Below are 13,569 nucleotides of genomic sequence, written 5' to 3' on the forward strand. Positions count from 1 at the left end.
TCTGAAATCCGCTCCCTTTCCGCCGACTGTCTGCCAAGCCTCCTCACCGCAAGCGGCTGTGGGGTCTTGGCTAGCCAGATATTCGGCAGGAGTCTCGCAAATTTCTTCAATCCAATAAGGGTTCATAAAACATTAAAAAACCATATAGAACTAGTTCGCGTCAGCTTTTTATGAAAAAGACGTTCCAGCTTGATTTCTGAAATCCGCTCCCTTTCCGCCGACTGTCTGCCAAGCCTCCTCACCGCAAGCGGCTGTGGGGTCTTGGCTAGCCACCAGATATTCGGCAGGAGTGTCGCAAATTTCTTCAATCCAACAAGGGTTCATAAAACAATAAAAAACCATATTGAACTAGATTGCTGCAGCTTTTTTATGTAAAAGACGTTTCAGCTTGATTTCTGAAATCCGCTCCCTTTCCGCCGACTGTCTGCCAAGCCTCCTCACCGCATGCGGCTGTGGGGTCTTGGCTAGCCAGATATTCGGCAGGAGTGTCGCAAATTTCTTCAATCCAACAAGGGTTCATAAAACAATAAAAAACCATATAGAACTAGTTCGCTGCAGTTTTTTTATGTAAAAGACGTTTCAGCTTGATTTCTGAAATCCGCTCCCTTTCCGCCGACTACAGTTTTTTCTTTAAAGACAATCCAGTTGATTGGAACGGAAGGTACGAGACTCCTGTGGAAAAGCGCGGCCAAGGGAGACCCCACAGGCGCAAAGAGCGCCGAGGAGGCTCCCGGATCGCCCGCGGAAAGCGAGTGCCTGGAGTGGAAATCAACGTTATTCGAGGTCCACTCTGATATCCCTTAATAGGCTTCCTTAGGGTCACCTTTCAATAGGTATACCATATAGCCCAATACACCGCCGATGATGGCAGGAATCACCCAGCCCACCCCTACACTATATAGTGGAAGGTATTGAGTGAAAAGGTCCGAAATGGCATCCAGTTTAATGCCTGATGCCACTATTCCATCCATTATGCTGATGATGGCCGTTAATAATAAGCTTCCTAAATATACCTCCGATTTCCCTTTAAATAAGGAATGGAAGAACGTAAGAACGATCAAAACGATCGCCACGGGATAAAGCGCAGTTAACACAGGCACTGTAATGGAAATCAGCTTGGTCAAACCTACATTGGCAACGGCCGCACTGAAAACGGAGAAGATGACGACATATGATTTATACGATACGGCAGGCAGTATTTTATTGAAATACGTGGCACAAGCCGTTATCAAACCGATGCTTGTAGTCAGGCAAGCAGCGATCACAATCAACCCTAACAACACGGCACCAGCCGGTCCGAAAAAATGGTTCGAGGCTTGGGCCAAAACGTCTCCGCCATTACCCAGTTGACCGAGGTTTTCCACACTTGTTGCCCCGACATAAGTTATAGACGCATAAACGATCACCAACAAGCTGGCAGCGATTAAGCCGGCTTTCAGACAGAAGCCCAACACTTCTTTTCTTGATGTTATCCCTCTATCTTTGATCGCATTGATGACGATGATCCCAAATGCAAATCCGGCCAGCGTATCCATGGTCAAATATCCTTCTTTAAATCCCTTAAAGAAAGAATTATCTGAATAATCAGCCGCTGGGGCCTGGATTTCACCCATTGGGTTAATAATTGCGACCACAATGAGAATCCCGATGAAAATCAATAATAAAGGTGTTAATATTTTTCCGACGATATCGAGCATTTTTGATGGATTGATGGATAATAAACAGGCAATCCCAAAGTATATGATCGTGAATATCAGCAATGGTAAAAAACCGACATCATTAGATAGGAAAGGTTTAATCCCTATTTCGTAGGATACACTCCCCGTTCTGGGAAGTGCGAAAAGCGGTCCCAAAGATAAATAAAGAACGACGGTGAAAATGATGCCGAATAAGGGGTGTGCCCTGCTTGCAAGCGATTGAACATCATTTTTTCCTGAAAAACCAAAGGCCAATATTGTAATGAATGGCAGTCCAACACCAGTAATGATGAATCCTAAACTGGCTGACCATAAATTGGTCCCGGCTGATTGACCGAGCATGGCAGGGAAAATTAAGTTTCCTGCACCAAAAAATAAAGCAAAAAGCATTAATCCTGTTACAATGACGAATGACAGCGGTGCTTTCTGTGACATATAGAGCCCTCCATTGTTTTGTGATTATCTTAACCAAGAAAAGAGTTGTCCACAATTTCCGAAAAAAAATGACATGAACTTCGAACCATTCTACTGATCTGTTAAAATGGACCTTCATGAAACTATGAATCATCCATAACTCTTCTTACTATAAAATCCGGTGGAACGTTTGTCAAAGCTATTTCATTCATTATTCGGAAAAATCTTTCTTTTCTAACTTCTTTTTTAAAAAACGAGAGAGGCATTTAGATTCAACAGAAAAGTTGAGTAAAAAGCACTGCAATTTATTTTGCAGGAAAAATGTTTTAATATTCAGATTTTTTTCAAACTATATAAAAAAAGAAACAGGAGGCGCATACATGAATACTGAAAAAGAAAAGATGGTGAGCGGGAAACCTTACATCGCCGCTGATCCGGAATTAATCAGAGATAGGGAAAATGCCAGAAAGTTGACCCGGTTATACAATCAGACAACGGAAAGCGAAGGAGATGAACGGACCGCACTGCTGAAACGGCTTTTAGGTTCCACTGGGCTAAATGTATATATTGAACCCACTTTCCGTTGTGACTATGGATACAATATTTCTGTCGGGGAAAACTTTTATGCTAATTTTGATTGTGTCATTTTGGATGTTTGCGAAGTGAAAATTGGCAGGGACTGCATGTTGGCTCCCGGAGTGCATATCTATACAGCTACACATCCGCTGGATCCCTTTGAACGCAGTTCTGGAGTGGAATACGGAAAACCGGTTACGATAGGGGATCATGTATGGATTGGAGGAAGGGCCATCATCAATCCTGGCGTTACAATAGGGAGTCATTCCGTTGTCGCCTCAGGGGCCGTCGTAACAAAGGATGTTCCTGAAGGCGTTGTTGTCGGTGGAAATCCAGCGAAGGTCATCAAGAATATCGAAGGAATTAAATAAGCAGAGTCCACTGAGTGGCTCTGCCCCTGTTTTACGTTAAATTTTCCTCAAGGCTTCCGCGATTGCAGTATCGCCAGAGATTAAATCAAATGAACGCTTATAGGTATTTTCATCGGTCAATGAAGCAAGAATCGTTCGAGCCACATCTTCACGGGCAATCGATCCTCTTTCCAATTCCTCGGCGGCGGTCACTTTGCCCGTTCCCGGTTCATTAACCAGACCGCCAGGCCGAATGATCGTATAATTTAAATCGCTTTGTAACAATGCCCTATCCGCATAGTGCTTGGCCACATAATATGGTTTGATGGCTTCATTCCAGTTTTCGCGATTATTGGCCTGAAAAGCACTCACCATGATGAATCGGTCGATTCCCAGGTTTTCTGCCGCTTCAATCGTTTTAACTGCACCATCCAGATCAATCAACAGCGTTTGATCAGCACCGGTGCTACCTCCGGACCCTGCTGTGAACACGATGGCATCGCAGCCTTTTGCCGCATTCGCAATCTCATCCACTGATCCAGTTAAACTGACGACTGCAGATTCAATTCCATTTTTCTTTAAATGCTCACTTTGTTCTTCTTTGCGAACCATTGCCCGTACACTATGATCCGGGCTGTCTTTTAATAAATCTACAAGATGTTTACCGATCTGCCCATTTGCCCCAACTACGAATACTTTCATAAAGTCAGCTCCCATAATGTTTAGTTTGGTTTCCCTCCAAATTATTTCATGGACTCAGAACATTATCAAACAATCAGCCCGCCGATTCAGCTTTAACATTGGAAAAAGTTTGGCAACTCACCCTATTCTATTTTATAATAAGAACAACACGTGTTCTTCAGAAACACAAAGGGGAGGTGTAAAGATGGCAATACGAATGTTAATGCCACCTTCTGCAGCGTCTCATGCAAAGCCTAGTATTGGAGGCGATACTTTGCATGGGGTTGAATTAAGCTAAATTTAATCGCCCGCCTTATCATTTCTAATATTCGGCTTTGCACCTTATTTCATTCTTAATAAAGAATAAGGGGCTGGCAGAAATGAAGTATGTAAAAGCGACGGCCGTTTTACCTGAAAAGCTGATCGTTGAAATTCAAAAGTATGTGCAAGGTGAAACCATATATATCCCTAAACCCGAAAAAGCCCATCACAAATGGGGAACCCGTTCGGGATCAAGGGAATTGATCGATGACCGAAATGCCTCTATAAAATATGCTTTCAAAGACGGGCATTCCATCCATCAATTAGCCGAGGAACATTTTCTCTCCGCGGAAACCATCAAGAAAATCGTATATTCTAAATAAAAATTACACGGGTAGCACTGATAATGATATCAGTGCTATTTGTATGCCGAGTATGTTTCTTAGTCGTTTCCCCCCTTTTAAAGCAGATGCAATTTATGTAAAGTAAAGAGAAACGGTAACACTTGAAGAAACAGGAGTGAAGAAAATGGAACCTTTTATCAGGAGCGAGCAGTATAACTTCATAAAATCCCAAACACAAATTCTCATAAATGGACACGCGACTGCCAACGATAAGGATGTGATCAACACCCTGAAAACAGTCGCCAAAGAAAGGGTACTAAGCTTATTCAGTGACTTGAGCGAAGAGCAAAAACAACTGCTGGACCCAGTGGATACCATCAAAGATCCCGCACAAGCCGAAGCCTTTCTACTACAGGTAAAGCCATTTGTGATCCCATTTAAAGAAGTAACCGAAAAAACGATAAAAAAACTATTTCCTAAAGCAAAGAAATTAAAAACCCCTTTGTTGGAAAACATCGATTTGAGAGAGATTTCATACCTGGGATGGGATGATGTCGGATCCGGAAAGAAATTCATCATTGCCCCCCATCATCATAAACTCACCGGATTGCATGGAACCATTAAACCTGCCAACAAAAAAGGGATCTGTGCCATATGCAGCCGCTTTGAAGAAGTAGGGATGTTCATGTCTGAAACAAAAGGAACCGTCCAAGGGACATTCATTAAAAAAGGGAATTATATTTGTCTGGACAGCATGAAATGCAACCAGAACATAACCACTTTGGATAAAATGACCGACCTGATCGAACGGCTGAAATAAAACGGAAAAGCAATCCTTCAATGAAGAAGGATTGCTTTTTGCCCTTGTTAAAAAACTCTTGCTATGGAATTCTAGTATAATGGAAACGATACATGAAAGAAGGATTGATATATTGAAAAGCAAAATGAATCAGTTGTTCGAAGACCAAAAAAATGTTCATGTGCTATATTCCTATAATGAAATGGAAAATTACATTAAACAAGTTTTAAGTTATATCCAAGATGGCATCACGGCGGGGGATTACGTCATTCTTGTTGAAAATGACCGTATTTACCCCATTATCCATAAAGAACTAAGCACTCGGTTAACAAAAGATCAAATGAAGCTCCTTCACTTTGTGAACAACTTCGATTTCTATTGCTCAAGCGGCAGTTATCATCCTCCTGCAATCGAAGAATACTTTAATAAAACGGTTCAGCCCTATGTCGAAAATAAAATCTCTTTCCGATCATGGGCACATGTGGAATGGACAACCTTGGAAGAGCCCCTGCATATCATAGAGGAATTTGAGAGAACAGTAGACAAAGCTGTAAATCTGCTGTCATTTACATTAATTTGTGCGTACAAAGGTGATAGGATGCCAGAATACCTGAAAACCATTTTGCTGGAAACACATCCTTATGTTCTAGAAGACGATGATATCACCATCTGTGAACAATACTTGTCATCTAGCTTGAAATAATACACTTACACGCTTAGGAATTCCCCTAAGCGTGTTTTTTCCGTTGCATTTATCATGAATCCCTCGTGTATTTATACGGAATTAATTCACCGATCTTCGTCTTTACCGTTTCCCCATTAATATTCAGGATGACAAAGCACTCTTTTGCATAATCCGAGATTAATTCCCGACACATCCCACACAGGCTAACCACTTTAAAAGCTCTTTCTTCATCATCGGAATAGGGATGCTTAACCGCCACGATGGTATCGAATCCCTTTTCCCCGTCCGATATCGCCTTGCCGATCGCAATGGCTTCTGTACTACAGTAACCCGGCCAATATATGCTTCAATATGTACCGCAGCAACTTTTTTCCTGAACTCGTTTTTAATGCAGCGCCAACATGATGCCTATTTTCCTTGTAAAGATCTCTAATTTTTGCACTTGCAGCTTCTATTAAATCACGATCGACTCATTCAATGGATACGTTTTGATGACTGGACCACCTTCTCTTCTAATATTTCATTCAGGAATTTTTTTTAACGCTTCTAAAGCCAATAAGCGGAAATAAGAAGCAGCTGGAAAAAGTGCTTTTTCATCTACTATAAACTTAGGATGATGCAGGTCATAAGGACCGCCCGACCCTATCATGACGAAAGCACCTGGAATTTTTTCTTGGTAAAAAGCGAAGTCTTCCCCTATTGAACTAGCTTCCAAGGTTTTTGTCGTGTAACCTGCTGTGTCTCCAACCTGAAGCGCCAAATCTGCCCATTCAGGCGTATTATCAACTGATGGCGGGCCAGGATGCCATGATAATTCAACATTTGCATTGAATGTTTCACTAATACCGTGCAGGACCTGTTTCATACGTTTCTGAATGAACTCTCGTTGAGTTTTACTGAAGGTGCGGACGGTTCCTTCCATATATGCACTATCCGGGATAACGTTCCACGTTGAGCCGCTATGAATTTGGGTGATGCTCAAAACCGCGGACTCTTTTGGCGCCACATTGCGGCTGATGATGGTTTGCAACGTTGAGATAATATGTCCTGTTATGATAATCGGATCATTACCCTCTTCCGGTTTGGCCGCATGGGAACCAGTTGCTTTAACATGCACTTCAAAGCGATCGACTCCCGCTGTCAGAGCGCCATGTTTTGTCCCTAACTCCCCAACTTGCAATGTCGGATCATTATGAAGGCCAAAAATCACATCCACATCATCCAGCACACCGGTTTCCATTAAAGCACTTGCACCATGCCCCGTTTCCTCCGCAGGCTGAAAAATCAAGCGAATCGTTCCGGATAGATCTCTTTCTTCTTTTTTTAATAAAAAAGCAGTCCCCAAAATGACGGAAGTGTGAAAATCATGACCACATGCATGCATAACGCCGCTGTGCCTTGAAGGAAAATCCACCTCAGATTGCTCTAAAATTGGTAAAGCATCAATATCGGAGCGAAGTGCTATCGTAGGTCCCGGCTTACTCCCTTTTATCTCAGCTACGACACCAGTTTTCAATGGGAAATCAAGTATCTTGATATCTTGAGTTTGAAGCGCTTCTTTAATTTTTTTTGTCGTGTCAAATTCTTGGTTTGATAATTCAGGTGTCATATGAAGATCGCGTCTGAATTCCAATAAATAATTTTCCAATTCTACATTGCTCATGGTCAACGGTTGTCCATCTCCTTAAAAATCCGAATAGTAAAGAACGAAAGCTAATAGCCAAGGAATATCAATTGAAACAGCTTTCAAATAAGCTATTTGATTAACGTATAAAAACTGAGCTCTAATTTAGGTCGAGTCATAAGCACCATAACAATATTTTCCGGAGATCATAAATGTGTATATTCCGAATATTTAACATTGACAATTTATTATATAAGATGCTACCATTTGATTTAATTTCTATATTATATTAACGTATCAACCCGAAAAAGGATTCAATTTAGTAGAAAACAAGTAAGGAAATATATAGTCGGAAGAAACCCTCTTCTAAACTGAAGCGGGTTTTATTTCAGCATTAATTCATAGTAAACCAGTAAGGATATTACCATTATAAATCCCCTGCGTTTAAAAGTGAAGACATAAAGGAGCAATTGACACATGAAAAAGAAAACAGTAAAGCTTGGTGTATTTTTGGCCGGAACAGGACATCACGTTGCTTCCTGGAGACATCCTAACGCCAATCCGAAAGGTAATATGAGCATCGATTATTTTAAAGGGTTGGCCCAGACTGCCGAAAAAGGTTTATTTGACTTATTATTTTTGGCAGATAGTTTGTCAGTTGCAAAGGACTCGCATCCTAATATTCTGACTCGATTCGAGCCATTGACCTTGTTATCTTATCTAGCCTCGGCGACTTCCAATATTGGTTTGGTTTCAACGGCCTCCACCACTTACGAAGAACCCTTTAATGTTGCTAGGAAATTTGCTTCTTTAGACCATATTACCTCCGGCCGCGCTGGCTGGAACGTAGTCACAACGTCCCTTGCCTCCACTGCAGTAAACTTCAATAAATCAGAACATTTAGAACATGGACTCCGTTATAAAAGGGCGACTGAATTTGTTGAAGTTACCAAGAAATTGTGGGACTCATGGGAAGACGATACATTGGTCATCGATAAAGAAACTGGCCAATTCATTGATGAAAGCAAGTTTCATGAAATCAATCACCAAGGTGAGTTTTTCAATGTAAAAGGACCATTAAATATTTCCCGCTCCCCTCAGGGGCATCCGGTCATTGTACAAGCAGGCTCTTCTGGCCCTGGGCAATTGCTTGCAGCAAAGCACGCAGAGATCGTCTTTACTGCCCAGGAGAACAAGGAGGACGCGGTTTCATTTTACCATGAATTAAAAGGTCAATTGGCCGCTTTCAATCGGGAGAAAAACAGCTTGAGCATCATGCCAGGTTTGTTCCCGATTGTGGGACAGACCGAGAAGGAAGCCAAAGAAAAGTACGAGGCATTGCAGGAGCTGATCATTCCCGAAATAGGATTGGCTGTTATGGGAAGATATTTTGGAAATGTGGATTTTTCGAACATCCCTTTGGATACACCGTTCGCTGATATTACGCTACCAGAACATGTAGACGGCATCCAAAGTAAATATGATTTGATCGTTAAACGGGCGATCAATGAAAATTTGACGTTACGTCAGACATATCAGTGGGTTGCAGGATCACGTGGACATCATATCGCAATTGGAACACCAACGCAGATTGCAGATAAGATTGAAGATTGGGTGAATGGAAATGCGGCTGATGGCTTTAATATCATGCCAGCCCTCTTGCCTGATTCTTTAACGGATTTTGTAGAACTTGTTGTCCCTGAACTGCAATCGAAAGGAATTTTTCGTACTGAATATGAAAGCAACACATTACGAGGGAATCTTGGCTTGGATAAACCGGCCAACCAATATTCCCAGCTTTAAACACTTACACCTGGCGGATAGTTCTCAAAGACGGAATCACCCACCCGAAGAGGAATTAACTAGATAGAGTATAGGAGGCGCAAGATGAGTCAAACATTTCGTGAAGTACGTGTAGAAGATGTGGATAAATTCCTCCAATTAACATTGGATGCTTATGCGAGTATAAGAGAGTTGGATATTCACTTCTCTGCAGCAACGGCCACGAGGGAGGAAGCGATAAAGCATATATCCGAAAATAAGGTATATGTCCTGGAGGAAAGCGGGACATTTATTTCGACCGTATCGATCCGGTTGCCTTGGGGCCCTAATCCTGGCCCGCTCGTATTGCCACACATAGGCTGGTTCGCTACAAACCCTGCGTATAAGCGTCAAGGAATAGGAAAAAAAGTGCTGTCATGGCTCGAAGAAGAAATTTTGAAGAAGCAACTGCGAGCCCCTGCGGTTACGCTCGGAACCGCGGATAATCATCCATGGCTAAAGGAAATGTACGAAAAAAGTGGATTTGAAGAGATCGGGCAAAAAGATTTAGGCAAAGGCCATCTCACAATTTATTTGAGGAAAATCTTGCAGCCTGGACAATATCAAGCTTGGACCGAAAAACATAATCAAACCATTTAATAACAGGAGGTAAATAACGATGAAAAAAATTCTTTCCCTTGGACTTGCATTACTTTTCATATTAGTACTTGCAGCATGTGGCAATTCAAAACAAGAGAATGCGGCCAATGATTCCGAACAAAAAACAATTAAAGTAGGGTCCACTGGCCAAAGCTATCCAAATGGTTATCAAGAGGATGGTAAATTAATAGGTTTTGACGTAGAACTTACAGAACTCATCGCCAAGAATTTAGGATACAAGGTAGAGTGGGTCACTTCTGATTTCAGTGGGATAATGGGGCAATTGGGATCAGGTAAACTGGACACCGTTGCGAATGCCGTTGCTATAACACCAGAACGCGAAGAGCAATTTAATTTTACAGAGCCGTATAGTTATTATGGTGCACAAATTGTATCAAGCACAAAAAACGATGATATTAAAGGTTTGGCTGATCTTAAAGGCAAGACCGTTTCCGGTGTGCTGGGGTCTAATAACGTCACAAACCTAGAAAAATATGATAAAAATGGCGAAATCAAAATACGAACCTATGAAACCCGGGATGGTGCGATGCAAGATGCCATTAACAACCGTGTAGATGGCTATATCAATTCCCGCCCAATCCTGGTTGCCGAGATAAAGAAAAATGATCTTCCGCTAAAACTGGTTGGCGATCCAGTGGCCTATGAAAATGTAGGGTATCCATTTACCAAAACAGAAAAAGGCAAAAAATTAAATGATGAATTCACGACAGAAATCAAAAAACTTAAAGAAGATGGTACATTAGCGAAGCTGTCCAATAAATATTTTGGTGAAGACATCACCACGAATTCCGGCGAATAAGCATAGCGGAGGTTTTAAAGCATTATGAATTTTGATTTACAATATATGTTGGAAATTTCCCTGCAAATCGCAAAATTTATTCCAATCACTCTGGTTTTAGCCATCATTTCGATGGCTTTAGCCATTATTATCGGACTTGTAGTAGCCTTGATAAGAAATAGCAATATTTTTGGAATCACCCAATTGGCAGGCTTATATATCTCTTTATTCCGTGGAATGCCAACATTGGTACAATTATTCATCATTTATTACGGTTTACCACAGTTATTCCCGTCGTTGTCAACGATGGAAGCAATGACGGCGGCAATCATTGGATTCAGTTTGAAGGAATCCTCTTATTTAGCAGAAATTTTCCGAGCTGGTTTGAACTCCGTGGACAAAGGGCAGATGGAAGCGGGCCTTGCAACAGGCATGAAAAGAGTGCAGATTTACTCGCGAATCATATTACCACAGGCTGCTTTAAATGCATTGCCCGCAACAGGGAATACATTTATATCTTTGATTAAAGAAACGTCCCTTGCCTTTACATTAGGAATTACGGAATTATTTGCAGAGGGAAAAATTATTGCATCCGCTAACATGCGCTTTTTCGAGACGTATTTGGTGGTTGGCTTGATTTACTGGCTATTGGTTATTCTTTATTCTTGGATACAAAAATACCTGGAAATTTGGCTCAGCAAACCACTTAGAAGGTGATCATATGATAAAAGTAAGAAACTTATCTAAATATTTTGGTGATAAACAAGTATTGAACGATATTAACTTGGAAATAAGAACCGGGGAAGTTGTCGCCATTATTGGCCCTTCAGGTTCTGGAAAATCAACGTTATTACGCTGTCTGAACTTGTTGGAAAAGCCCAACAGCGGCACCATCGAAATCAAGGATGTAAAATTGGATACCCAAAAATATAAAGAGAAAGACGCCTATCAATTAAGACAGCAAACAGCGATGGTATTCCAACACTATAACCTTTTTAAAAATAAAACGGCCTTAAAAAACGTGATTGAAGCATTGCTTGTCAGCAAAAAAATGAAAAAAGAGGAAGCCATTCAAATCGGCGTTGATTTATTGAATCGGGTTGGCTTGGAAAAACAAGCCCAACAATACCCCGCTACCTTATCCGGCGGACAACAGCAGCGTGTCAGCATCGCTAGAGCATTAGCTGTGAAACCACATGCCATTTTATTTGATGAACCTACCTCCGCTCTAGATCCCGAATTGGTTAATGAGGTTTTACAAGTCATACGGGAGTTAGCGAAAGAGGATACCACAATGGTGATCGTGACGCACGAAATGCAATTTGCCAAGGAAGTTGCTGACCATGTCATATTCATGGCAGACGGACATATTATCGAACAAGGCACCCCAGAACAAGTAATTGAGCATTCTCTTAATCCGCGAACTCAGCGTTTTTTACGGCAGATGGGAGATGAAACGGAAGGATCTGCCAGGCAAAAAAGGAAGTGAAGTGCATGAACACGGAAAGGTTATCTGAAATGATTTATCATTCCAATCCGTTGGTAAATGAAGGAGTATTACAAGCTGCAATTGATGGACTTCTTGATTATCTTGCTGTTTCCTATCAAACGAAATCCGAAAAGGAAATTACGATTTTAAAGCAAATCATTTTGGAAGAAGGCGGAAATGGGACGAGTTACTTGATTGGAAGTCACATACATGCAACAAGATCCCAGGCCGCACTCTTCAATGGCTTTCAAGCTCATTTACTAGATTATGATGATGTACATTCAGACGTACGAGGTCATCCAAGCGCAGTCATTTTGTCTGCATTGTTAGCAGTTGGAGAACCTGAAATGACAGGAAAACGTTTTTTAGCTGCCTATGTGGTTGGTGTGGAAATCATGGCTCGGTTCGGGGAAGCTATGAACCCATATCATTATACAAAAGGCTGGCATAATACAGCTACACTTGGCGTAATAGCTGCAGCTGGTGCGGTTGCGTATTTACGGGAATACTCACCACGCTTAATAGCTGAAACCATGAGTCTTGCAGCTACCCAATCGGCGGGTTTACGACTCCAATTTGGCACTGTAATAAAGCCGCTCCATGTAGGGATTGCTGCTAAAAACGCTGTGGATTCCGCTGATTGGATTCGGATGGGATTACATAGCAACCCCGACTTTTTGAATGATAAGAATGGATTCTTTGAGGTATATGCAGAAAATGGAGTTCCCGATTTGACGGAAAATTGGGGAAAGACATGGCGGATCGTAACACCGGGATTATGGTTTAAACAGTACCCTTTTTGTTCTGCTGCGGCACATGGCGCTGATGCAGCTGTCTTTTTACATAAGACGTACGATTTGTCGGAAGAAGATATTGAATCGGTGAGTGTTTGCTTTCCTCCAAATGGTGATTCCGCTTTGATTCACCATAGCCCTTCAACCGGTGAAGAAGGAAGATTTTCGATTGAGTATATTGTATGGCTCGCGCTTACAGGCAAGCCCCTGACCTTTGCTTCTTTTGAATCGAAACCTCTTCCCCATTCATGGAGAAAATCCTTGCAAAAAGTAAATAGGGAGACGGATGCAACGATCAAGCCTTCCAAAGCAGCACTCCCAGTGGGAAGATTTACAATTGTGACCGTGACCACAACGAGTGGGGACGTACTATCGAAACGAATCGATACACCTAAAGGAAGTCCTGGGAACCCATTAACAAAACCCCAGCTAATAGAAAAATTGCATAAAGCCATAGGAGATGAAGTAGAGACAGAGAAAATAATAGCGGCTGTCCACGCACTGAATCACACATCACTTGGCGTTCTTCAAGAAGCTGACTATAGAAGCTGACTGAAAGTAAATTAGGCGAACAGTATTTATGCTGCTCGCCTATTTTGTATACCATCAATACGGTATCTTTATACGTGAGGTGA

At 41.7% G+C, this 13,569-nt stretch carries 13 protein-coding genes and 1 pseudogene; 10 read left to right on the forward strand and 4 right to left on the reverse strand.

The window, feature by feature from the left end:
* Positions 1-800: 800 nt before the first annotated feature.
* On the reverse strand, positions 801-2,132 hold the full coding sequence (gene brnQ, locus AC3WLU_RS13955) for a branched-chain amino acid transport system II carrier protein (protein WP_400449014.1): 1,332 nt from the start codon (positions 2,130-2,132) through the stop codon (positions 801-803).
* Between the two features lie 359 nt (positions 2,133-2,491).
* On the opposite strand from brnQ, the gene AC3WLU_RS13960 reads away from it, so the two are divergent.
* Complete coding sequence (locus tag AC3WLU_RS13960) at positions 2,492-3,058, forward strand: sugar O-acetyltransferase (RefSeq protein WP_057279159.1); 567 nt, start codon at positions 2,492-2,494, stop codon at positions 3,056-3,058.
* 36 nt (positions 3,059-3,094) lie between these two features.
* Here AC3WLU_RS13960 and AC3WLU_RS13965 read toward each other — a convergent pair whose 3' ends face one another.
* Positions 3,095-3,739 (reverse strand): SDR family oxidoreductase, encoded by a 645-nt coding sequence (locus tag AC3WLU_RS13965; protein WP_096340928.1) that lies wholly within the window; start codon positions 3,737-3,739, stop codon positions 3,095-3,097.
* Between the two features lie 359 nt (positions 3,740-4,098).
* On the opposite strand from AC3WLU_RS13965, the gene AC3WLU_RS13970 reads away from it, so the two are divergent.
* From AC3WLU_RS13970 to AC3WLU_RS13980, 3 genes are all read left to right on the forward strand, one after another.
* Positions 4,099-4,362 carry a CD3324 family protein gene (locus tag AC3WLU_RS13970; RefSeq protein ID WP_034310602.1) on the forward strand — a complete coding sequence of 88 codons (264 nt, stop codon included), beginning with the start codon at positions 4,099-4,101 and terminating at the stop codon, positions 4,360-4,362.
* A 145-nt stretch (positions 4,363-4,507) separates the two neighbouring features.
* Positions 4,508-5,143 carry a FusB/FusC family EF-G-binding protein gene (locus tag AC3WLU_RS13975; protein ID WP_034310600.1) on the forward strand — a complete coding sequence of 212 codons (636 nt, stop codon included), beginning with the start codon at positions 4,508-4,510 and terminating at the stop codon, positions 5,141-5,143.
* Positions 5,144-5,222: 79 nt separating this feature from the next.
* Positions 5,223-5,825: an MEDS domain-containing protein gene (locus tag AC3WLU_RS13980; protein WP_492597427.1), complete on the forward strand. Its 603-nt coding sequence runs from the start codon at positions 5,223-5,225 to the stop codon at positions 5,823-5,825.
* Positions 5,826-5,877: 52 nt separating this feature from the next.
* Here the strand turns inward: AC3WLU_RS13980 and AC3WLU_RS13985 are convergent.
* Positions 5,878-6,300: pseudogene (locus tag AC3WLU_RS13985) on the reverse strand (cytidine deaminase).
* Between the two features lie 27 nt (positions 6,301-6,327).
* Entirely contained in the window at positions 6,328-7,470 is a 1,143-nt protein-coding gene (locus AC3WLU_RS13990) for an amidohydrolase (protein WP_413004737.1), read from the reverse strand.
* A gap of 438 nt (positions 7,471-7,908) precedes the next feature.
* Between AC3WLU_RS13990 and AC3WLU_RS13995 the strand changes: the two genes are divergently transcribed.
* The 6 genes from AC3WLU_RS13995 (at position 7,909) to AC3WLU_RS14020 (ending at position 13,486) form a co-directional block, all read left to right on the forward strand.
* Positions 7,909-9,234: an LLM class flavin-dependent oxidoreductase gene (locus AC3WLU_RS13995; RefSeq protein WP_095679319.1), complete on the forward strand. Its 1,326-nt coding sequence runs from the start codon at positions 7,909-7,911 to the stop codon at positions 9,232-9,234.
* Positions 9,235-9,318: 84 nt separating this feature from the next.
* Positions 9,319-9,852 carry a GNAT family N-acetyltransferase gene (locus tag AC3WLU_RS14000; protein WP_095679320.1) on the forward strand — a complete coding sequence of 178 codons (534 nt, stop codon included), beginning with the start codon at positions 9,319-9,321 and terminating at the stop codon, positions 9,850-9,852.
* A gap of 19 nt (positions 9,853-9,871) precedes the next feature.
* Entirely contained in the window at positions 9,872-10,672 is an 801-nt protein-coding gene (locus AC3WLU_RS14005) for an amino acid ABC transporter substrate-binding protein (protein WP_187050188.1), read from the forward strand.
* Positions 10,673-10,696: 24 nt separating this feature from the next.
* On the forward strand, positions 10,697-11,368 hold the full coding sequence (locus tag AC3WLU_RS14010) for an amino acid ABC transporter permease (RefSeq protein ID WP_057279163.1): 672 nt from the start codon (positions 10,697-10,699) through the stop codon (positions 11,366-11,368).
* A gap of 4 nt (positions 11,369-11,372) precedes the next feature.
* On the forward strand, positions 11,373-12,140 hold the full coding sequence (locus tag AC3WLU_RS14015; RefSeq protein ID WP_492597428.1) for an amino acid ABC transporter ATP-binding protein: 768 nt from the start codon (positions 11,373-11,375) through the stop codon (positions 12,138-12,140).
* Between the two features lie 5 nt (positions 12,141-12,145).
* A complete protein-coding gene (locus tag AC3WLU_RS14020; RefSeq protein WP_283929514.1) occupies positions 12,146-13,486 on the forward strand; it encodes an MmgE/PrpD family protein in 1,341 nt (446 codons plus the stop codon).
* Positions 13,487-13,569: the final 83 nt, after the last annotated feature.

The organism is Peribacillus sp. FW305-BF15 (assembly GCF_058783805.1).

What these genes read in the sequence shown, in the direction of transcription:
- brnQ (WP_400449014.1), bottom strand. Translation starts at nt 2,132, where the DNA reads ATGTCACAGAAAGCACCGCTGTCATTCGTCATTGTAACAGGATTAATG.
- AC3WLU_RS13960 (WP_057279159.1), top strand. Translation starts at nt 2,492, where the DNA reads ATGAATACTGAAAAAGAAAAGATGGTGAGCGGGAAACCTTACATCGCC.
- AC3WLU_RS13965 (WP_096340928.1), bottom strand. Translation starts at nt 3,739, where the DNA reads ATGAAAGTATTCGTAGTTGGGGCAAATGGGCAGATCGGTAAACATCTT.
- AC3WLU_RS13970 (WP_034310602.1), top strand. Translation starts at nt 4,099, where the DNA reads ATGAAGTATGTAAAAGCGACGGCCGTTTTACCTGAAAAGCTGATCGTT.
- AC3WLU_RS13975 (WP_034310600.1), top strand. Translation starts at nt 4,508, where the DNA reads ATGGAACCTTTTATCAGGAGCGAGCAGTATAACTTCATAAAATCCCAA.
- AC3WLU_RS13980 (WP_492597427.1), top strand. Translation starts at nt 5,223, where the DNA reads ATGGAAACGATACATGAAAGAAGGATTGATATATTGAAAAGCAAAATG.
- AC3WLU_RS13990 (WP_413004737.1), bottom strand. Translation starts at nt 7,470, where the DNA reads ATGAGCAATGTAGAATTGGAAAATTATTTATTGGAATTCAGACGCGAT.
- AC3WLU_RS13995 (WP_095679319.1), top strand. Translation starts at nt 7,909, where the DNA reads ATGAAAAAGAAAACAGTAAAGCTTGGTGTATTTTTGGCCGGAACAGGA.
- AC3WLU_RS14000 (WP_095679320.1), top strand. Translation starts at nt 9,319, where the DNA reads ATGAGTCAAACATTTCGTGAAGTACGTGTAGAAGATGTGGATAAATTC.
- AC3WLU_RS14005 (WP_187050188.1), top strand. Translation starts at nt 9,872, where the DNA reads ATGAAAAAAATTCTTTCCCTTGGACTTGCATTACTTTTCATATTAGTA.
- AC3WLU_RS14010 (WP_057279163.1), top strand. Translation starts at nt 10,697, where the DNA reads ATGAATTTTGATTTACAATATATGTTGGAAATTTCCCTGCAAATCGCA.
- AC3WLU_RS14015 (WP_492597428.1), top strand. Translation starts at nt 11,373, where the DNA reads ATGATAAAAGTAAGAAACTTATCTAAATATTTTGGTGATAAACAAGTA.
- AC3WLU_RS14020 (WP_283929514.1), top strand. Translation starts at nt 12,146, where the DNA reads ATGAACACGGAAAGGTTATCTGAAATGATTTATCATTCCAATCCGTTG.